Source organism: Fibrobacter sp. UWB1 (assembly GCF_002210325.1).
GTDB lineage: Bacteria > Fibrobacterota > Fibrobacteria > Fibrobacterales > Fibrobacteraceae > Fibrobacter.
Map to the genome: position 1 here is coordinate 340,428 of NZ_MWQL01000001.1, position 20,826 is coordinate 361,253.

Consider the following 20,826-nt stretch of genomic DNA (forward strand, 5'->3'; position numbering starts at 1 on the left):
AAAGGGAGCCGAAGGCGACCGCGCTCATAGCTTTTATTAGGAACGAAATTATGAAGGTTACAGTTTTAGGTACAGGTGGCTGGGGCTTATCTCTTGGCCAGGTGGTGTACGAGAACAAGAATGAAGTCATGTTCTGGACAAATTCCCAGGCCGAAGTGGACCTGCTTTCTACGGAACACCAGTATAAGGACAAACTTCCGGGCGTGATTTTCCCGGCAGACTTTAAATATACAACCGATATGAATGCGGCCCTTGAAGGTTGCGAAATGGTTCTGATTGTGGTGCCTAGCCAGTTTATGGGCGGTGTCGCCAAGAATCTCGGCAAGTGGACTCCCGCCAAGGGTAAGGAACCGGTGGTGGTTTGCGCTACGAAGGGTATTCTCGAAGGCACGAATCAGCTCATGAGCGAAGTCTTGCTCGAAAACGTTCCTTGGCTCACCGAAGACAAAATGGTCGCCTTTAGCGGTCCGTCGCATGCCGAAGAAGTCAGCCGCCACATTCTCACGGCGATTGTCTCTGCCTGCGTGAACGAAGAATCCGCCAAGCTCGTCCAGAAGACCATGAGCTGCTCTTACCTGCGCGTTTATACTTCTACTGATATCGTGGGTGTGGAACTTTGCGGTTCTGTCAAGAACGTGATTGCTATCGCTTCTGGTGTGCTTTACGGCCTTGAAGCCGGTGGCAAGTACAAGATTGGCGACAATACCCGTGCTGCGATCCTTACTCGCGGTCAGGCCGAAATGTGCCGTCTCGGTAAGGCTCTCGGCGCAAAGCCCGAAACCTTTGCTGGCCTTGCCGGCATGGGCGACTTGATTGTGACTTGCCTTTCGCAGCATAGCCGCAACCGCTATGTGGGCGAACACATCGGTAAGGGCGAAACCATCGAACAGGTTCTCGGCGGCATGAAGATGGTGGCCGAAGGCGTTCCGACGTGCAAGAGCACCAAGGCTCTCGCCGACAAGCTCGGTGTCGAAATGCCGATCGTGAATGCCGTTCACGCCCTCTTGTTCGAAGGCAAGAATGTGGACGATGTCATCAAGGAAATGTGGGGTCGCGAACTCAAGACGGAAGTCTGGGAGTAGTATAGAACTTAGAATTTAGAGCTTAGAACTTAGATTATTTTTCTAAGCTCTACCAACTAAGTTCTACCAACTGAGCATCCCGTTTAGAATTTTAATAATAATCTTAAGTGGGTCGCAAATCCGTTACGGAATGCGGCCCCTTTTTCTGTTTCGAGGTCTCCGGATTTTTTCTTGGATTCCTGCTGTACGTCAGAATCCTTGGAATTAGAAGAATTTCCTTTGCCGGAGCCTCCCTGTCCTGAATTGCTGTTGCCGGAATCATTGTTGGCCTTGTCGTCGGGCAAGAATTCCTTGTAGCTGATATATACCGGAATCAATTGCGCAATGCCGTAATCGAGGGCAATAGAGACTCTTCCTTCTCGGCGAAGTTCCAACCCGAGCGAAGCTACACCGCCTGCGCTCTTGAGCTCTCGCGTGTAGATTTCATGCTGCTCGTTGTATGTCACCAAGATAAGCGTTTCGATTTTCTTGTCGACATCGAGGGTGCCGCTCGCATAATACGCTTCAATTCCAGCACTGGGGTTAATGGAATACTTGTTCCCGAAATGCCATTGGTAAAAAGCGCCGCCAAAGATTCCGCTTGCGTCAAGGTCGGCGTCAATCCTGAACAATTTCTGTAAAAAGCTGAACGAAAGCGATTTCAAGACGGAGATGGGGAGAGCCCTGTTAGGTGCAAGCGATTCGTAAAAGCGGTCTTGGTTGGCGCTTAGTTTGCCTGTAAGGTGGGCGTAATTCAAGTTCGTATTCAGGCTGCCGCGTTCCCACTCTGCTTGAATCAAGTGGAGCCTCGCTTCAAGCGGAAGGTACATAAAGCGCTTGCGGCTTTCTTCCTGCTGGTAAATCCCGTACAGGCGCGCGTTGGCGTCGGCAAAAGAATAGCCGAGTTGCAAATGATTCTTGCCGAGGGCGGCGCCGTATTCACCATGCACTAAAAGAACGTTAATCGAATCCCTGACGTAGTATTCCTTGTCCGGGTTTCTTGGCGAAGACTGCAAGTACGTTCCTGACAGTCCAAAATGATGGATGTCTGGGTTGAATTCTGCCGAAAGGTTCCGGTAGAACAGGTGTGATTCCCAGCTTACTGAAATCTCGGGAACGATGGTGCTGTAGTCTTCGGACGCCCACTTAATGTCGCCCAAGTCAACAACTCCGCGGCCCATGCTTGTTCCAATGCGGAAGAGCGAGTCGGAGCGGTGTATGGTAAGCGATGATTTGATAAAGGGCAAACTGCTGACATCGACTCCGAGGGTAATGTACTTGAATCTATTTTCGAAGCCGACACTTGCAATGTCTAGACTGTTTAGCCCTTTAGCGTCCCAGTGGTCCTTTTTTTCGCTGTAACGTCCTTGATAGGTTATATGGCGCAGGTCGCCATAGACTTTCAGGTTCTCCGCTTCAAAGGAATCGTGAACGCCGCATTGCCTTGCCGAAAACTGCTTGTCGCTCATGTGCAACAAAAACAGTCCGCTGCAATCGGCGAATCCTGCATTACTGAAAGAATGGGCCGCAATATTTGCGACCCCTAATGCAAGCATTATTTTTTTGAAGAGCTTCACGATTAGTAATCGTAACCGTAATCAACCGGATAACCCCAATCGTCGTCATCATCGTCATCATCTTCCGATTCAGTGGCGATGATGTCCCAGAACTTTTCGGCGGTCATGCCCGGGAGTACGCCACCGAAGGTGATATCCGGGAAGATAATGAATTTGCCAAGTTCACGGGGAGTGTAATCAACGAGTTCTCCGTTAACGATATGGCCATTTTCAAGACCCTGCATGGAAATGGTCTTTTTACCGCTTGCGTCAGTAAAGTAGAAGAAGTTTTCTGTTTGATGTTGGTAAGCGGTTGCAAACAAGGATGTCCCGTTTTCCACCTTGCAGACTTCGGAACTCAGCTTAACCGGCGAAAGTGTGATGGATAAATCGGTGTCGCCATAGTAATAGCCAGAGCCTTGTTCAGGTTCGGTGAACGAAACGGTACAGTTGCTTACTGCAAGGTTAAAGCACTTGTAAGAGTAGTCATCGGCCGTTTCGATGTCCATGCACATTCTTGCAGATGCATTGGATTCATCCGAGCTGTAATAAGGTGAACTAATCCATGCTTCAAAATCTGTAATTGTCATAGACTTCTTGAGTTCGTTCTTGATTGCAACTCCGAGTTCGTGTTCTGCGTATGAGGTGTAGAAAAGGATGTTTGCCCAATCGTAACCTTCATCGGGTTTGTACCATTCGGAAGCTTGGTTAATGTGGTGGTACGGCAGGTAGTCCTGGAAGCCGTCGGTGATTTCAAAGAACTTTGCAATATTGATGGTAACCTTGGATCCGCGTGGCAACGTGACTTCAACACCGGTGCGCAGACCCAGACGATAGTATTCCAACGAATCGATTGCTTTTTGGAAATCCTTGGCGCTTACGTCGGACATTTCACCATCGCCTACAATGTAGGGATCGTTCATCTGGGTAGCGGTCCCGTTCTTGGATTCATCAATTCCGTACTGGAGGCCGAGTTCTACGTAGCTAATGGCGCTGTCCAACAAGTTCGGAATATTCTTGTAGTTTGGCTTCCAGTTGTCGTAAACAGTCGAGAAGGAACTCTTTTTGCTGAGGAGTCTTTCAATCTGCTGCATGTTGATTTTGGATGTTTCGTATTCATCCGTATTTTCAAGATTGTTCATCCAGTCATAGTTGCCGTTGTCCGAGAAGTCGATGTTCAAGCTTGCACCGAACGTAAGGGCTGCCTTTGCAACAAAAAGGCCTGCAAGTGCCGGTGAAAATTCGCCGCGGTCCAGTTCAAAGGTGCGGTCCTTATAGGTGTACTTGCAAGTGAAGTCCTTGTTGTTGACGATGTTCCTTAGGTAGATGATTGCAGAATCCAGGGAAGGAATCGCTTCTGCCATGGCGGTCTGGGCCACGCTTGTAAGGAGCTTGCCATCGGTAGTCATAAGGATTCTGTTGTAGTCATTGACGTTCATGTCGACAATTTCTTTCTTGTTGCTCACGGTGTCAATGAATCCCTTGATTTCCTTGTTGTTCACAAGGTCGGTGACAATGCTAAGGGCGTAACCGAGCTGGGCTTCGCAGCTGGAGGGGTACTTGTCCAAAACAGACTTGAATGTCGCCTTGGTTTGGGCGCTGATTTGCTGGGCGTTATGGAAATCGCCTTCGCCCAGGCTCTGCAGAATGTCTACGATAGTTGCCTTGGCCGATTCAAGCTGAGCTTGGGCGTTGGCATCGTTCAATTCGCTGCAGCCAGAAACATTAAAATTCGTGGTCTCGGGAATATCTGCCGCCGGGCTAGTAGGCTTGTCGTCGGAACTACCTTTGCTTCCGCAGCCAGCCAAGAGCATTGTTGCACCAAATGCGCAAACCAAAAGTTTGTTTGAAAATCCCATAAAGGAGGTCCTCCATTTTATTTGTTCACTAAGATAACAAAAAAAACAGAAGATGTAAAGAAATTTTAATTATTTTTTGGCAAAGTGTTGTTTTTTGCCGCCAAAAGTACAACGGCCCCCTGTAAAGCCTGGAAAAGTAACGGAATGTAGCCCAAAAGTCCGGCCGAAAGCACGACAGGGGCGGGAATTCCGAGAATCCCGGTAAATAGGGCGACTTGAACGCCTTCGCGCACGCCGATTCCGTTCAGCGAAACCGGAAGCATCGAAATGACAATTGTAATACTTGTGAATACAACAAGAATGCTGATGTCGATCGTTAGCCCTACGGCTCTAAAGTAGGCATAGGCCATAAAAAGGGTCAAAAGCTGCAACCATAGGGAATCCAGAGACGAAAGTAGAACTTGCTTTTTGTATTGCCTATAGATAGAAAGGCTCTTCTGCATTTTGGGAATGAATGTGAGTTTGTTCAGGATTACGTCCGGAACGGGAACTTTGTCCGAAAACAGGCAAAGAACCACGAACACCATGCAGACAAGCATCGCTATAGTCATGGTCATGGTGTAGGCAAAGGGAACTTCGGTCTTGCTCAAGGCGAAGGGGAGTGCAATAAAGAAACACAGGAACATGGCCAATAGTCCCTGGATTCGCGACAGGAGTACCGCCGAAATCGATTGGCTCGTCTGGTTGAATTTCTTGCCGAATGCAAGCGACTTGACGGCATCGCCCCCGAAACCCGTAGGCAGCAAGTTGTTGAAAAAATAGCCCATGGCGGTGTAGGCGTAGTAGGTCTTGAACGGGATTTCGGGCCCTTGCACCGAAAGACCCTTCCAGCGGTTCGCCTGAATCAGCATAATCAAGTTCGCGGCGACAAGCATCAAAAGGATCCAAGGAGTCATCGAAAGGCTCCAATTGTCTACGACGCTTGAAAATGGCACCTTGTAAAAGATATAGGCGAATCCTCCCACGCTTACAATAAGCTGGAATATCCGCTTTGCAAAGAGCTTGGACGCTGTTTTATCGGTTGCCATTGTGCACAATAATAGTATTTTTGATAAAAAAATTTATATTTGCTAAAAAAAAGAGGTTTTATGTACCCGAATAAAATACGTTACGACATTGCCATGCTCGTCCCGAAAGATGCCAAGAGTGTTTTGGAAATTGGTGCCGGCTCTGGCAAGAACTGCGTAATCTACCCGAAGGATTCCTACAAGGTGGCAATCGAACCCGAGAACCGTACCGACTGCCAGACGGCGGAAAATTTTCCGGGCGGATTCAACGAATACCATCATGTGCTTTACGAAGACTATAAAGAGGACCGCAAGTTTGACCTGATAGTCATGTGCGACGTGCTGGAACACGTGAACGATCCGGTAGACCTCATCAATTTCTGCAAGCAGCATTTGACTCCGGAAGGCCATATCCTTCTCTCGCTCCCGAATTTTATTTGCGTCGAAAACATCCTCAAGATTGTCTTGACCAGGGATTTCCGCTATGTCAAGGTGGACCAGGGCGAACGTGCGCTTGGCGTTCTTGATATCAACCACAAGACTTTCTGGACCAAAAAGAGCTTTATCCGCTTCGCCAAGGAAAACGGCCTGGAAGTGGAGCGCATCGTGGGTATACGCAAACAGCTCAAATTCATGCCCAATATCCTGGCTCATTTGAGTTATATCCCGTTCCAGTACGGATTTTTGACCAAAATCAAAAAGTAGTTTACATTCCTACTTGCTTTCTACGTTGGAAAATATTATTTTCTTACAGTGAATGTTTACCCAGAATAAAGGGGTGAAGGAGACAAAATGAAAAAATGGTATGCAATCCCCGCGCTCGCCTCGATGGCGATAATCGGAATGGTCGGTTGCTCCACCGAGTCGTCATCATCTTCACTGACGGGTTCCGTGAGCGAAGAACAGAACGTGATCCGCGTGAATATCGCAGATGCCCGGACGCACCTCGCCAAGTACAGACGCTCCGTTGTGGAATCCTGGGATCTTTCCGGTCCTACTGCTGATTCTACGGTGACTGTCGATGTAGATACGACTCTGCAGAGTGACAATTTTGCGGTTGATGCTGATGTGCAGGTCGAAGACGATTCTACCTATACCGTTGCATCTGCCGGCGTCGATGGCGACGGTGCCGCTTGGATGATCCAGGTTGAAGGTGGCGCTATCGTGTATTCTTGGCGCAATCACGGCAACGGCGATTGGCACAAGTTTAAGACCGACAAACATATCGAAAAGAAGACTTTGGCCAACGTGCGTATGGAACGCGCCGGCAAGATTGTCGTGTTCTGGGTCAACGGCCAGATTATCGCTGCCTTCAAGGACGATTCCGGCAAGGTGGTCCAGGTGAGCGGCAAGCTTACGATTGGCTTTGATATCCTTGTTCCGGGCCAGTGCCACTGCGGTAACGGGTCCGTGGAACAGATTGGCGTCGAAAATATCGACGAAATCGAAGACACCCCGATTGATTCTGTCCAGGTAATCGATACCGTGAAGACTGTGGTCGACACGATTGACCTGACCAAGGATTCCGTGATAACTGAATGGGTTGCCGAATGGGACTTCAACGATGCCGCAAATGTGGGCCTCGATGTAACGGGTAACGGACATAATGCCGCTGCTGGCGAAGGTACGGTTTCTTCTGATTCCGGCGTTGCTCGCTTCGATGGCGAATCCGGTCTTAAGGTGTCGCTCGAAAACGACATCAAGATCAACGAATTTGTGGTTGAAGCGCGCGTCAAGCCCACCCAGTTCGGTACCATGCAGAACATTGTCGTGGCCGAGCCTCCTGGACGTGGCGTGGACGGCTGGCAGCTCCGTATTGACGAAGGCGTCTTGACGGTTCACTTGCGTGATACCGACAAGGACGGTGACGACTGGAATATCTTCCCGGGCAAGGAAATGTCGCTCAATGAATGGAGCGATATCCGCCTGGAACGTAGCGCCGACAGCGTCAAGCTGATTCAGAATGGCGAAGTGACCGTTGCCGCCGCTTATAAGGGCGACTTGACCCAGATGGCTTACGACTGGAGCATTGGCTACGATGGCATGAACCAGTCTTTCCATGACCGCTACTTCATCGGCGAAATGGATTATATCCGCTTCGGCGTGTTCAAGGGCTTTACCGTGGGCGCCGTGGTCGAAAAGAGCGAATGGCTGCTTGCTGCATGGGAATTCAACGAACCTACGTTTGTGGGCCTCGATCGCATGGCCAACAATTCTACGAAGGTCGCAGTTGGTAACCCGACCGTTGCAGACACCACCGTTTCTCTCGATGGCAAATCCGGTTTGCCGATCAGCCTTTCCAAGGTGTTCCAGCGCAATACATTCGCAGTAAGCGCCCGCGTCAAGCCGGTCGAATTCGGTGAAATGCAGAACATTATCGCTGCCGAACCTCCTGGACGCTATGGCGACGGCTGGATTGTCCGCATGGACGAAGGCGTGCTCACGGTTCATTTCCGCGATGCCGACGTCGATGGCACGGAATGGAATGTCCTCAAGGGTAAGGAACTTGCTCTTGGCGAATGGAACGACATCCGTGTGGAACGCACCGCCGACTCCGTGATCGTTTACCAGAACGGTCAGCGCACCGCTTGGGCTGGCGCCTCGGGCGATGTTTCTCAGCTGGGCTACAACATTGGCATTGCGTACGATGCTGTAAATCAGGCCAAGCACGATCGCTACTTTAACGGCGAAATCGACTACATCCGCTTTTACGGATTGTAATACTCGGTTGTAAGTTTAAACTATATTTGAAGGGACCTGCGGGTCCCTTTCTTAATTTAGGTGATTATGAAAATAGATGTCGGTATTATCAATTATAACGGCGGCTCGGAACTTTCGGAGTGCGTCAAGAGCTTACTTGCGCAAACGCAAAGTGTGCGAGTTCTTGTTTATGACAATGCCTCGACCGACAATTCTATCGCCCTTTTAAAGAATTCGGGGCTCGATTGCAAAGTCATTGAAAGCTCCGAGAATTTGGGCTATGCGGGCGCCTGTAACGGGCTCCTCGAAAATATGGATGCCGATATCCAGGTGCTTTGCAACATGGACCTGGAATTTGACCCGACTTGGGCGGAAAATCTTTTGAAGTGTTTCGATCGCCATCCCGAAGCTGGTTCTATCGCAAGCCTCGTGATGGAAAAGAGCGGGGTAGTGAATGCTGTGGGCGTACAATTTGGCCCGGACTTGTTTGCCAAAAACGAAGCGAGCGGTTTGAATATCGCCGATGCCGATGTTCGCGAAAAAGAAGTCTTTGGCTGCTACGGCGCCGTGATGAGTTTCCGAAAGGCGGCTGCTGAAGCGGCTGGCAAAATGGATGCCAGTTTCTTCTTGTTCTTCGAAGAAACAGAATGGTATTTCCGCCACAATCTTGCCGGATTCAAGACTGTCTTTTGCCCCGAGGCAAAGGTTTATCACGAACGCTCGATGACGACGGTGCGTTATTCGCCGCGCAAGTTATTTTATTCGGAACGCAACCGTTTGCGTACGGCGGTCCGCTTGTTGCCGGTAGGCGATATCTTGAAACTTCCGGTTCGCGGATTCGTGCGCTATTTGAATATGGCCAAGGGGGGAGTTCCCGGGCAGTCCGGCGATGGCAAAAAGCTTTCGAAAATTGCCATTTGTGGCGCCTTGGCAAAGGCCTGGCTGCAGGCTCTTGTGATGTTGCCCGATGAACTTGTTGTCCGAAAAAGATATCGTAAAAAATTCGGCGATGTAAGCTTTGCTACAAAGGCGATTCTCAACAAGTATCGAATCGACTGATTGAAAATGGTGAACGGCGTTTGCCACAACGAATCCGCGCGGCAATTTACTAAATTAGACCCATGGCTTTTGTTCACCTGCAAGTTCATTCTGAATTTTCTGTTTTACAGTCTTCCGCCCGTCTAGACGGCATTTTGGCAGCCGCCGCCGACGAAAACGCGCCTGCAGTCGCCCTTACCGACCATGGTGCCATGTTCGGTATTCTTGAAATTCAGACCCGCGGAAAAGACATGAACAAGGCCCGCAAAGAAAAGGGGCTGCCGCCGGTAAAGACGATTTACGGCTGCCATATTTATGTGGACACGCCGAGTGCTAATCAGAAAGATCCGATTACATTTGAACGATTGACGCTTTTGGTCGAAAATGAAGCCGGTTATTACAATTTGCTCCGCATTGTGAGTTACCGCTACGAAGACGGTGACCGCTGGGCAGAAATTCCGTCGGTGCCGCTGTCGGTTATCGAAGAGCATAAAGAAGGTGTTATTGCCATTGCGGGCGATTTCTTTAGCAAGTACGGTCAGAGTGTTGCGGCTGGGCGCAATAGCGTTGCCCGCGAATACATGGAAGCCCTCGACAAGATTTTTGACCATGACCATCTGTACATTTCGGTGTGCGACAACGGTGTGCCTCAGCAAAAATTGCTGAACGATTATAACGTTCAGTTGGCTGGAGAATTGGGTCGCGAAATTGTGGCGGTGGCAGACGTTCATTACATTAAGGCCGAAGATGCCGAAGCGCACAAGATTTTGCGTTGCATTGCCTTGAAAGAGACGCTCAATGGTTTCGATGACAAACATTTCCCGGATAACGGTAAATTCTATTTCCGTAGCGAAGCCGAAATGGTGGAACTGTTCGGGCATATTCCGGGCGCCATCGAAAATACGGTGAAGATTGCGGAACGCTGTAATTATACGGTCAAGACCGGTATCGGCGATGAATTCTGGCCGAGGTTCAAGATTCCCGAAGATTTTTTGGCCTCGGATGAATACCAGAGCATCAAGGCGATTATGAAGGCGGAATACGACGCGGAATACCCGGTCGTACGCGAACGCGAACTCAAGGGAGTCATCAAGGACAAAAAGAAGAAGGTGACGGCGACCTATTGCGCAGACAAGGGAATTGCCGAAGACGCCCTGACCGATGCAGACAAGGCCGAAATTGAACGCCTGTCGCAGCCGGAATTCTTTGACGAAGAAGACAATAAGGCTTGGGACAAGAGTGTGCGCCGTTGGTGTAAACCGGGTGGCGATGCCGATATTTATATTACGCACCTTTGTAATCAGCGTCTCAAGTGGCGATTCCCGAAAGAAGACTTTAAGTTCCCTGCCCACGAAACCGATGTGGGCAAGCGCATGTACAAAGAAATCAACTGTATCCGCAACATGAACGTGGCGGGCTACCTGTTGATTGTGTGGGACTTCATTAACTGGTCTCGTGAACATGGGATTCCCGTGGGCCCGGGCCGTGGTTCAGCTGCTGGTTCTCTGGTCACTTACATTATCGGTATTACCGACATCGACCCGCTCACTTTCGATCTCCTTTTTGAACGATTCCTGAACCCCGAACGTGTGTCCATGCCGGATATCGATACCGACTTTGCGGACCGTGACCGCGGTCGCGTGATTCAGTACGTGACGGACAAGTACGGCAAGGAATGCGTGGGCCAGATTATTACCTATGGTATGCTCAAGTCCAAAGCGGTGATTACCGACGTGGCTCGCGTTTTAGGGCTTCCGCCTGCCGAAGCAAAGCAGATTACCAAGCTGTTCCCGCAGCGCACCTTGAACTTTAGCCTTAAACAGGCTTGGACGGGTAAAGACAAGAAGGGCAACAACCTGGAAGACGGTTACAGCCCCGAACCCCTGCAGGCGATGATTGGTAGCCGCGCCAGTTACCAAAACCTTTGGGATATCGCGAAAAAGCTCGAAGATTTGCCGCGCCAGACGGGTGTGCATGCTTGCGGCGTGGTGATTACGCCGACCCCGATTTATAACCTTGCGCCTTTGTACCGTGCCGCCCCCGAAGATACTCCGGTGGTCATGTACGACAAGCACTACGCCGAAGACATCGGACTTTTGAAGATGGACTTCCTTGGCCTTATCAACTTGTCGATCATTCAAGACACGGTGAACATGGTCAAGAAGAATCGTTCGATTGAACTTGACATGGGTCATATTCCTTTGGATGACAAGGAAACGTTTGACCTGCTCGGCAAGGGCATGACCACGACGGTGTTCCAGTTCGAATCTCCGGGTATGCAGAAGTACCTGCGTGAACTGAAGCCCACCCGAATCTTTGACTTGATCGCTATGAACGCCCTATACCGTCCGGGGCCGATTGACCAGATTCCGCACTTTATTGCCCGTAAGAACGGCCAAGAAGAAATTGACTGCTACCACCCCGACTTGGAACAGGTACTGGGTGAAACCTACGGCGTGATTGTGTACCAGGAACAGGTGATGAAGCTTGCTCAGATTCTGGGCGGGTACACCTTGGGTGGCGCTGACAACATCCGCCGTATCATGGCCAAAAAAATGCCCGAAAAGATGGCAAAACTCGAACCGGAGTTTTTCCAGAAATGCTTGGACAAGGGCTACGACAAGGCCATGATTCAAAAGGTGTGGAATGCGGTGCTTCCGTTCTGCGGATACGCATTCAACAAGAGTCATGCTGCCGCATACGCTTACGTGGCTTACCAGACCGCCTACCTGAAGGCGCATTACGGCCCCGAATACATGGCTGCTTCGATGACCTCGAAAATGGGCAAGACCGAAGATATCGTGACGATTATTCTGGAATGCAAGCGCCTCGATATCGAAGTAGTTTCGCCCAACATTAATGCATCGATGGGCGAATTTGTGGCCAATAAGGAAGGCCAGATTCTGTTTGGATTGGCGGGTATTCGTAATGTGGGTCTCGCTGTCGTCGAAGACATTATTGCCGAAAGAGAACGCCGCGGCAAGTTCAAGGACATTTTTGACTTCTGCAAGCGCGTGACTGAATACCAGGGCGAACAAAAAGAAAAACGTCCGCCCATGAACAAGCGCCTTATCGAAAGCTTGATTATGGCTGGTGCCCTCGACGAATTCCCGGGAAACCGCGCTGTACTCATGGCAACCGTAGACCGCGCCATGGAAGTGGCCGCCCGCAGTCAAGAAGATAAAGACCGCGGACAGATGTCGCTCTTTGACATGGGTGGTGGCGCACCTTCTATGGATAGCTCTGCCGAAGTCCTCGAAGAAGCGGAAGAATGGTCCGCCATGGAAATGCTCAACAAGGAGCGCGACGTGGTGGGCTTGTTCTTGTCGGGTCACCCGCTCGACGAATTCCGCCCGGAATTGCAGGGCTTTACCTCGTGCTCTTTGGACGAAGAAGAATTGACTCGCCACGAAGGCGGTACCGTAATCGTGGGCGGCGTGGTGACCAAGCTCCGCTCGATTGAAACCAAGCGCGGCGATACCATTGGCGCGGGCTCCATTCAAGACTTCCACGGTGACTTGGAAATGTTCTTCAAGAAAGACATGTGGGAAAAGTTCCGCGACACCGTTGCGCTCGACGACCGCGTGCTCGTAAAGGGAAACCTGGAACATCAGCGTATGGGCGACGGTATGCAGCTGGTGGTCGAAGAAGTCATCCAGTTGGATCGTGTGCGTTCGGACATGGTAAGCCACATTCACATGGTGGTTTATTCTTCGATGATCGATGATGACTTCGCCGACAAGTTGCTGACGGCCATGGAAAAGTACGAACCCTTTGAAGGCGAACGCGGTTGCGAAATCGTGTGCCATGTCGAGGCGGAATCCGGCAACGTACATGTGCTTGCCTTGAAAAACAAGAAGGTCGTTTATACTCCGGAATTGCTGCAGTTCTTGCGTAAGGAATTGGGTGCCGCGAAGGTCTGGGTTTCGAATCGTGCCAAGCGGTAAAAGCCTATGGCGTGCGAGCCGTACATTCTGATTTGCGCGGGCGAAGACTCCGGGGATTCCGTTGGCGAACCCTTAGTCAAGAGTCTAGTTTCAAAAAAATTTACCGTGAAAGGTTCAGGCGGCCGCCGCATGCAGGCGGCGGGAATGTTGCCCTTGGTCGACTTCGAAAACTTGCCGGTTTCTGGCTTTGGCGATGTATTGCCCAAGTACTTTAAATTGCGTCGGAGTTTTATTGCTCTAAAGACGGCGCTTGAATCGCCGGAATGTCTCGGGCTGATTGCTGTTGATTATCCGGGCTTTAACATGAAACTTGTGGCTCTGGCGGGGGAACTCCGCAAGCCGGCTTTGTATGTGGCGCCTCCACAAGTGTGGGCCTGGAAACGCAAGCGTGCGAAGGTGCTTGCGAAAAATCCGTATGTCAAGCTCGCCGTATTTTTTGATTTTGAGGAATCGGTGTACCGCGAAGCCGGCTGTAATGTGGTTCGCGTTCAACACCCGTTTGTAAATTCAGAATTCGGAATTCGGAATTCGGAGTTGCATTTAGAGAGAAATAAGGCGTCGCATGGAATTGCGGAGACCGAAGCGGTTCCTAGTCCACGTTGTTTGTTGTTGCCTGGGAGTCGAAAGGCGCAGGCGCTCCGCAACTTGCCTATTTATTTGAAAGCGGTGCAGGGGCTTAAAAATGTAGTGGTGGTGGCAGCGCGCCAAGAACTGGTGGATGTTTTTAAGAAGTATAAGATTCCTGTGGTTGTCGCTCCCCAAAGTGCCGCAGAGCGAAAGGCTCTGTATCAAAGTGCGGAATATGCATTGACCGCCCCCGGAACATCGACCTTGGAACTTGCTTTGTCGGGAGTTCCCTTTACGGTTTGTACCAAGCCCGACTTGTTGACTTATTGTTTAGGTCGCTTGTTTATCAAGACAAAATTTTTCGCATTGCCCAACATTATTCTGAATCATCTTGTGTTCCCAGAACACATCGTCCCCCCGTGGTTGGGGGCCAATTCTTGGTCATTTGCTAAGGGTAAAAAAGAAAATGTCGCAGAAGAACTTTTGGAAACGCTCTCGGAGAAACTTGCCGTCGGGAGTTCCTTCGACCAACTAGCGCTTGAATTTCTTGGCCAGTTCGTCGAGCGTAAAGCGCAGTAACGTCGGGTGACCGTAGGGCGATTTAAGCGGTTCTTCGGTCAGCATGAGTTGGCTTACGAGAGCGGCCATTTCTTCCGACTTGAGCTTGTCGCCTGCTTGGTAGGCGTTTGTGTTTGCCCAGGCTTTGGCGATAGTGTCTTGCACCTTCACCATGTCGCCTTCGTTTTTGCCTTCGTCACCGATGCTGTCCAAAAAGTCCTTGACCGCCTTGATGGCGCGCGAAAGCGGGAGCGCGCTCGGGATCGCGCGAATTTGGTAGGTCTCGCCGCCGAAATGTTCAATGTAAAAGCCTAAACGCTTGAATTGGTCTTCGACACTCTTTAAAGCCTCGACCTCAAGCTTGGAAAGGTCCAGAAGTTCCGGAAACAACAGTTCCTGGCTGTCCAGGGCGGCTCCATTTCTTAAGGTGTCCAGCGCTTGTTCGTAAAGCACGCGCGAATGGGCCGCATGCTGGTCAATGACCAAGAGGCCATTGGAGTCATCGCCGGCAATGTAGGTGTCTGCAATCTGGAAGAATGTGGGCGGAACCCATTGGGTTACAGGCTCGGGAGTTTCGTTCACCTTGCCTTCCAGCGAAATGACCTTGCCTGCTTCAGGCGTGCTGAACAAGTCCTGGGCCAAATCATTTTGGCGCACAGCTTTGCGGGGCTTTTCAAAAGTGAATCCGGCAGTCGGAAAATTCGACATTTCGGGAATGTCGCCGCTCGATTCCTTTGTGCTAAATTCCCTGGGAGTAAAGCTCGGAGCAGGGGCGACGGCCGGTTTGGAAATCGGTTCTTCGAATCCGTAAGGAACTTCCGGCTTGCTATCTTGGAGGTCGCTCAAGTCGATCAAGGGCGAGTTGGCCTCCATGTCCTTGGTAAAGGCGTCGCGAATGGCGTGGGACACCACCAGAAATACCAAATTCTGGTTGGCAAAGCGAACCTCGCGCTTGGCGGGGTGCACGTTGACGTCAAATTCCATGTCCGGCATGTCTAAAAACAGGACCGAAACAGGCTTGCATTGGGCGCCGTAAGGCTCGTAGGCCTGCTGTACCGCCTTGCTGATCATCTTGCTTTCGATAGGGCGATTGCGGATGAATAAAAACTGGTGGTTGCGCTTGCCGTTGGTTTCGGTGGTGGGTGAGACGTAACCCCAAACGTGTACGCCGGCTTCGGTGTAGTCGACCGGCAAAAGCGCCTTTGCAATTTTAGAGCCGATGGCTTCGGCAATACGGTTGCGCAACTCTCCTGGGACACCTGTAAACAAGGTCTTGTCTCCGACTTTGTAGTCAAAGCGGATTTCGGGGTGTGCAATGGCCGTTTTTAGAACAACATCGAAAATTCGGGTGCTTTCGGCTGTTTCGCTGCTTAAGAAGTTGCGGCGGACGGGGGTGTTGTAAAACAGGTTTTCGACCAGGAAGGTGGTGCCTCGGCTAGCTTGTATGTCTTGTTTTTCGACAACGTTTCCGCCTTCCAGGATAATTCGGCCGCTATCGCCCTCGTCGGTGGCACTGGTAATGGTCAATTTGGACACCGCGGCAATGGAGGCCACGGCTTCGCCTCTAAAACCGTTTGTCTGCAAATGGAACAGGTCGTCTGCATTAAAAAGTTTTGAGGTGGTGTGTCTCAGGTAGCACAAATCCAGATCGGCCCCGTTCATGCCCTTGCCGTTGTCGGTAACCTGGATCTTTTTCTTGCCACCTTTTTCGATCGACACCTGTATACGGGTGGCTCCTGCGTCAATGGCGTTTTCTATCAGCTCTTTAACAGCCGACGCGGGGCGCTCTATGACCTCGCCAGCAGCAATTTTATTGATGATTTCATCCGATAAAACGTGTATTTCAGCCGATTTCATGCCCCAAATATAGCCTTTTGGGGGGTATATTACGTATTTTTTTGCTAAATTAATAGTCCGAAAAGGCTGAGTGGCGTTTTTCAAAATACCATTCAATAGAGTGAGGTAAAAGTGCTTTCTAACCTATTCCTTCAGTTGACTCACATTGAGTTGCTCATCTCGTATCCTGTCAAGGATATCTTGACTCTCATTAAGCGTGACCCTCGTTTCAATGTCAAGTTGCTAAACGACATCTACTTCGAAGATTCGTTCGTGGATGAAAGTGTTCACCGTCTTATGATGAACAATGTGGTAAACTGGCTCTATGAACGTGGCGAAAATCCAGACGAATTCGTACAGCGCATTATGGACCGTTGCGCCTCTTTCGAAGCGATTCCCGCTCGTAGCGTGCTTCGTTCTTACCTTCCGTATGTTTCGCAGTTCTATGCAACTGAAGACGTCCGTCAACTCTGTCTTGATATTATTCCGAAGCGTTATCCGCTGCTTTCCAATGCGAAGTTTCTCCGCCGTGAACTGGTCGACGGTTTCCGCAAGGAATACTTCACCTACCGGTTTGACTCCCCGGGTATGCTGATTACGAACCCCATGCGCTGGTTCAACGGCTTGGTGCAGATCGGAGCAATTCTCCTGAATACGCCTCGCTACGAAAAAATTGAATATAAGGCTTGCCAGACCTCTTTTGTCGAAGCTCTTGAAAATCGTGCTACAGCCGAAGTTCGCGATGGCTTTGTGTTTGTGAATGGCCGCCAGGTGGGCGAATATAAGACCTTTGGCGATTGCCTTGCCGAATATGGTCTCGAATGGGAATTTGAAGCCGAAAAGAAGATGGCCTGCATTCGTGCCACTGAAGATGTCATTGACGAAAAGGTTGGTGCAGTCCTGATTCAGAAGGGTTGCTATTACGGCGCACCGGCTAGCGTGGTCTACTTTGATTATAAGGCCAATGTGGTGGCTCCGGAACCGTTCAACAAGCTTATGAGTGCGGTCGTCAAGCAGGAATTCGATTCATGGGAACCCATCCAGAAGGCCCAGGAACAGTTGCTTGAAGCCATGAACGACTCCGTGACAATCATCTACTACAAGAGCGACGATTCTATTTCGGTGAACAACAAGCACTTGATGCGTAACGTGCCTGCTCGAATTCTCCGCAACTTGCTGCGCGAATACAGTGCAACTGGTCGTGAAGAATTTGAAAACCGTGAATTCAAGCGCGATCCGTCTATTTGCATGGACCCGCTGCGTCCGAACTTCGAAAGCCGCTTGAACCGCGTGATTGCTCATATCAACGGCTCCGACGATCCGGAACATCCGTCCGAAGGCGTGAAAAAGTTCTTTGAAATCGAACGCCATCGTCGCGGTGGATTCCGCTTCGTACCGAAGTGCAAGATCATTTTCCGCGAAGAGTAAACGCCTGTTTACTAAATCCCAAATGTAATCGAAACGGATTTAGAAAATAAGCAAATTGGTAGTTCCCGCGGGCAAATAAATGGGTATATTTGGGATTGTGAACGGTAGAAGGGTAAATCCTCAAACGACACTATCATTGCTCCCCTCCTGATAGGTTCAAGGTTCCACATACCGATTCATATTTTCTCCTTCTTAGGAAAGGCTCCTCGTTTGAGGGGCCTTTCTTTCATTTGGTTCTTTAGAACCAAATGAAAGCTAACTCTTCGGCTCGGCCATGCCCGTGCAAGCACGGTCGCGTCTCTCGCCTTACGAGTTAGTCTTTTTACAAGAGTAAGAATCTCGTCTTATGTGTTAGTCTTACAGCAAATTCTTCGGCTCGGCAATGTCGGCAAACTTGTTTGCCGCCGCTGCGCTCGCCTTACGGCCTTTTCTACGCCTGTTCTGGGGCTCGGAAATGGCAATGCAAGCATTGCCGCTTCTCGGTTTATTTTTGATTGATGACTTCGACGGTTAATTTGTTGAAGGCGAGCTTGCCGCCGTCGCGGATTTCAAGTGCTGCGCGGAAGGTCGTGTCGTTTTTCTTAAAAGGTTCAAGAACCGGCGTGAATTTGTTCTTGAGCAATCCTTCGACTTCGTCGTCGGTGAGTTTGCGCTGATAGAATACTTGCGGAATTCCAAAACCACATTGCGGGTTCATGCACACGTAAGCGGCGTGATTCGCTTCGCCATTGCCTTGGTTCGATGTCCCGGTGCGAAAACGCAATTGGTCTCCGCAAACGGGGCAGGGGAGGTTCCTGCGAGCGAATTCAAAAACAGCGCGGCCCTTGTCGGCGCCTTCGCCCCATTTGAGGCGAGCGGCAAAATCAGAGCCTTTCTTGCTCTTGAAATCTTGAATCAGCGGTGTTTCGCCATTGGTAAAGAATTCGTTTATTTCGGCGGCGGTAAGCGTGTGGCTTGCGACGGTCTTGAATAGCGTGAATTTGCAGTCGACGCCATCGGTAGCATTGGTGCAGAATAGGGCGTTCTTGTTTTCTTCGAGGGGCTCGCCGCAGAGCGGGCACTTGTATTCTGTTTTTTGCCCGTGGAACTTACCGTCGCTTTCGAATTCAAACTGGATGTTGAAATCTTTGTCAACCGAAAGTTTTGCCGAGAATTCAGTGCCTTTCTTGCTCTTGAAACCGGAAAGCGGGCCTACATGGCCTTCGGCAAGCAAGGTCTTCGTTTCAGAATGAGAAAGCATTTTGCCTGCCACGGTGTGCCCGAATCTGAATCCGCATTCGGTCTTGGGGCACACGTAGCCCCAAGGGGCTACATCGAGCGCGCTCCCGCACTTGGGGCATGGAATGCTTTCGGTTGCGGTTTCGCGCTCGAACTGGCAGCCGTATCGCGCGTGTAAGTCTGCGAACAGCTGCTTCACGTATTCAACGATTCCGTCGCGGAATTCGGCAGGCTGAAGCTCACCCTTTTCGACTTGCGAAAGTTTGTATTCCCATTCGCCGGTCATTTCGGGCGACTTGACTTTTTCGTCCATCAAGGCAATTACTTCGCGCCCGCGCTCTGTACTCACCAGGTAATTCTTTTGCGCTTCGATGAATCCGCGCTTCTTGAGAGTCTCGATAATGCCTGCTTGCGTTGCCGGCGTACCTAGGCCGCGGTCCTTCATGGCTTCGGCAAGTTCCTCGTTTTCGATCTGCTTGCCGGCGGTTTTCATTGCGGCCAAAAGAGTCGCCTCGGTATAGTACTTGGGCTTGCTCTTCTTTTTCTTTTGCAATTCTACGCTGTCAAAAGGCGCGTGTTCGCCAACAGCCCATTCCGGGAAAACTTCTACCAGGTTCGTGATTTCATCGCTGTCGCCCTTGCCTTCGGCTGCGGTACTCCCTTCTTCCGAACCGGAATCACCTTTCTTCTTGCTAGTCTTTTTCTTTTCTTCCTTCACAAGTGCGCGGAATCCCAAATCTTCGTTGCGCTTGAGCTTCAATCTGAATAAATCTGGATCCTTCGACTTCGCTGACGCTTCGCTCAGGATGACATTGCTTTGCAATGTCACCTCCATTTCATCCCACACGTACGGCTTCAGCCACGCCTGCACAAAGCGTTCCTTGGCCAGGTCGTAAATCTTCTGCTCCATTTCGGGCAAATCGTTCGGAGCTTCGCCGGTGGGGATAATGGCAAAGTGGTCGGTCACCTTGCTCGAATTGATGAAGACGAAATTTTCATCGAAAGAACGGAAAACCTTTTGCTGCTCGGGTGTTGCCAATTTCTGTGCGAGGGCGAATGCCTCTTGCTTCATGGTGTCGGGCAGGTACTGCGAATCGGTACGTGGGTAGGTGAGCAGTTTCTTTTCGTACAGGTTCTGCGCGCAATCCAAAACTTGCTGGGCGCTGTATTTAAAACGCTTGTTGCCCTCTTTCTGGAGTTCGGTCAGGTCAAAAGGCTTCTGCGGAAATTGCTTCTTTTGCTGGTTATCGATTTTTGCTATAGCAGCTTCGGCAGGAGGGACGCATCGCGCTACAACCGCATTCGCTTCCGTTTCTTTTTCAAAAACCGCGACTTTAAGATTTGCTTCGCCTTTGGTGTCTTCTTCGCGTTTGACATATTGTGCCTGGAACCCTTTCCATGTGCCCACGACGCTGTAGTAGAACAGTTCCTTGAATTGTTCTACGATGGTGTCGCGTTCTACAATCAGGTTTAGGGTCGGAGTCTGCACGCGCCCCACCGAAATCATCTTGCCGCGCCCTGCAGTGAGCGTGTAGGCGCGTGTCGCGTTTAGGCCTACCATCCAGTCGGCTCGCTGTCTTAAACGGGCTGCATAGCTTAAATTCACGCGCTGGGTGGCGTCTTCCAGGTTCTTCCAGGCCTTGTCCAAGTCCTTGGCCACGTAGCTGTTCACCCACAGGCGCTTAATGGTCTTTTGCTTAAAAGAGGGAGTGTAGTCGAGCACCAAGTCAAAAATCAAGTTACCTTCACGGCCGGCATCCGCGCCGTTCACCAGCACGTCTGCTTGCTCCATCATTTGCCGCACCACATTCAATTGTTTCTTGGTGCTCTCGATTTCCATGAGCTTGAATTTTTCTGGGAGCAGGGGCAAATTCGAAAGTCGCCAGCCGCCTTCAAAACCGGGGTAAGCGTCTAACGGCGCAAGGGTAATCAGGTGACCTACGCACCAGGTGATGCAATGGTTCTTGCCAATCAGGCATCCGTCGCCTTGGGTGAATTTTTCCCCTTCCAACCGCTCCAGCATAGGGCGGTAGTGTTGGTTTGCGACAGAC

At 50.5% G+C, this 20,826-nt stretch carries 12 protein-coding genes; 7 read left to right on the top strand and 5 right to left on the bottom strand.

The genetic code is table 11. The features are described 5' to 3' along the window. Nucleotides 1-50 precede the first annotated feature (50 nt). The gene (locus B7988_RS01360) at nucleotides 51-1,082 is read left to right on the top strand and encodes an NAD(P)H-dependent glycerol-3-phosphate dehydrogenase (RefSeq protein WP_073318184.1); all 1,032 of its coding nucleotides are present in this window, start codon (nucleotides 51-53) and stop codon (nucleotides 1,080-1,082) included. A gap of 83 nt (nucleotides 1,083-1,165) precedes the next feature. Here the strand turns inward: B7988_RS01360 and B7988_RS01365 are convergent, their stop codons facing one another. From B7988_RS01365 to B7988_RS01375, 3 genes are all read right to left on the bottom strand, one after another. Next, the gene (locus B7988_RS01365) at nucleotides 1,166-2,617 is read right to left on the bottom strand and encodes a hypothetical protein (RefSeq protein WP_088656552.1); all 1,452 of its coding nucleotides are present in this window, start codon (nucleotides 2,615-2,617) and stop codon (nucleotides 1,166-1,168) included. A 23-nt stretch (nucleotides 2,618-2,640) separates the two neighbouring features. Continuing rightward, the gene (locus B7988_RS01370; protein WP_088656553.1) at nucleotides 2,641-4,476 is read right to left on the bottom strand and encodes a hypothetical protein; all 1,836 of its coding nucleotides are present in this window, start codon (nucleotides 4,474-4,476) and stop codon (nucleotides 2,641-2,643) included. A 65-nt stretch (nucleotides 4,477-4,541) separates the two neighbouring features. Then, nucleotides 4,542-5,504, bottom strand: coding sequence for a lysylphosphatidylglycerol synthase transmembrane domain-containing protein (locus B7988_RS01375; RefSeq protein ID WP_073318174.1), 963 nt, complete (start codon nucleotides 5,502-5,504; stop codon nucleotides 4,542-4,544). A gap of 60 nt (nucleotides 5,505-5,564) precedes the next feature. Between B7988_RS01375 and B7988_RS01380 the strand changes: the two genes are divergently transcribed. The 5 genes from B7988_RS01380 (at nucleotide 5,565) to B7988_RS01400 (ending at nucleotide 14,314) form a co-directional block, all read left to right on the top strand. Next, a complete protein-coding gene (locus B7988_RS01380; protein WP_073318171.1) occupies nucleotides 5,565-6,188 on the top strand; it encodes a class I SAM-dependent methyltransferase in 624 nt (207 codons plus the stop codon). An 87-nt stretch (nucleotides 6,189-6,275) separates the two neighbouring features. After that, nucleotides 6,276-8,204: a LamG-like jellyroll fold domain-containing protein gene (locus tag B7988_RS01385; RefSeq protein ID WP_088656554.1), complete on the top strand. Its 1,929-nt coding sequence runs from the start codon at nucleotides 6,276-6,278 to the stop codon at nucleotides 8,202-8,204. A 66-nt stretch (nucleotides 8,205-8,270) separates the two neighbouring features. Beyond that, entirely contained in the window at nucleotides 8,271-9,242 is a 972-nt protein-coding gene (locus tag B7988_RS01390) for a glycosyltransferase family 2 protein (RefSeq protein ID WP_088656555.1), read from the top strand. Nucleotides 9,243-9,304: 62 nt separating this feature from the next. Next, nucleotides 9,305-13,168, top strand: a complete 3,864-nt coding sequence (dnaE, locus tag B7988_RS01395; protein WP_088656556.1) for a DNA polymerase III subunit alpha — start codon at nucleotides 9,305-9,307, stop codon at nucleotides 13,166-13,168. A 6-nt stretch (nucleotides 13,169-13,174) separates the two neighbouring features. Further along, nucleotides 13,175-14,314, top strand: a complete 1,140-nt coding sequence (locus B7988_RS01400) for a lipid-A-disaccharide synthase (protein ID WP_088656557.1) — start codon at nucleotides 13,175-13,177, stop codon at nucleotides 14,312-14,314. Here B7988_RS01400 and mutL read toward each other — a convergent pair. Further along, entirely contained in the window at nucleotides 14,267-16,150 is a 1,884-nt protein-coding gene (gene mutL, locus B7988_RS01405) for a DNA mismatch repair endonuclease MutL (RefSeq protein WP_088656558.1), read from the bottom strand. The genes B7988_RS01400 and mutL overlap by 48 nt on opposite strands. Nucleotides 16,151-16,261: 111 nt before the next feature. On the opposite strand from mutL, the gene B7988_RS01410 reads away from it, so the two are divergent. Next, nucleotides 16,262-17,557 carry a hypothetical protein gene (locus tag B7988_RS01410; protein WP_088656559.1) on the top strand — a complete coding sequence of 432 codons (1,296 nt, stop codon included), beginning with the start codon at nucleotides 16,262-16,264 and terminating at the stop codon, nucleotides 17,555-17,557. A gap of 484 nt (nucleotides 17,558-18,041) precedes the next feature. Here B7988_RS01410 and B7988_RS01415 read toward each other — a convergent pair whose 3' ends face one another. Beyond that, a complete protein-coding gene (locus B7988_RS01415; protein ID WP_249268792.1) occupies nucleotides 18,042-20,798 on the bottom strand; it encodes a type IA DNA topoisomerase in 2,757 nt (918 codons plus the stop codon). Nucleotides 20,799-20,826: the final 28 nt, after the last annotated feature.

Bases quoted from the DNA above. Each gene is read 5' to 3' on its own strand.
- B7988_RS01360 (WP_073318184.1), top strand. From the start codon at position 51: ATGAAGGTTACAGTTTTAGGTACAGGTGGCTGGGGCTTATCTCTTGGC.
- B7988_RS01365 (WP_088656552.1), bottom strand. From the start codon at position 2,617: ATGCTTGCATTAGGGGTCGCAAATATTGCGGCCCATTCTTTCAGTAAT.
- B7988_RS01370 (WP_088656553.1), bottom strand. From the start codon at position 4,476: ATGGGATTTTCAAACAAACTTTTGGTTTGCGCATTTGGTGCAACAATG.
- B7988_RS01375 (WP_073318174.1), bottom strand. From the start codon at position 5,504: ATGGCAACCGATAAAACAGCGTCCAAGCTCTTTGCAAAGCGGATATTC.
- B7988_RS01380 (WP_073318171.1), top strand. From the start codon at position 5,565: ATGTACCCGAATAAAATACGTTACGACATTGCCATGCTCGTCCCGAAA.
- B7988_RS01385 (WP_088656554.1), top strand. From the start codon at position 6,276: ATGAAAAAATGGTATGCAATCCCCGCGCTCGCCTCGATGGCGATAATC.
- B7988_RS01390 (WP_088656555.1), top strand. From the start codon at position 8,271: ATGAAAATAGATGTCGGTATTATCAATTATAACGGCGGCTCGGAACTT.
- dnaE (WP_088656556.1), top strand. From the start codon at position 9,305: ATGGCTTTTGTTCACCTGCAAGTTCATTCTGAATTTTCTGTTTTACAG.
- B7988_RS01400 (WP_088656557.1), top strand. From the start codon at position 13,175: ATGGCGTGCGAGCCGTACATTCTGATTTGCGCGGGCGAAGACTCCGGG.
- mutL (WP_088656558.1), bottom strand. From the start codon at position 16,150: ATGAAATCGGCTGAAATACACGTTTTATCGGATGAAATCATCAATAAA.
- B7988_RS01415 (WP_249268792.1), bottom strand. From the start codon at position 20,798: ATGCTGGAGCGGTTGGAAGGGGAAAAATTCACCCAAGGCGACGGATGC.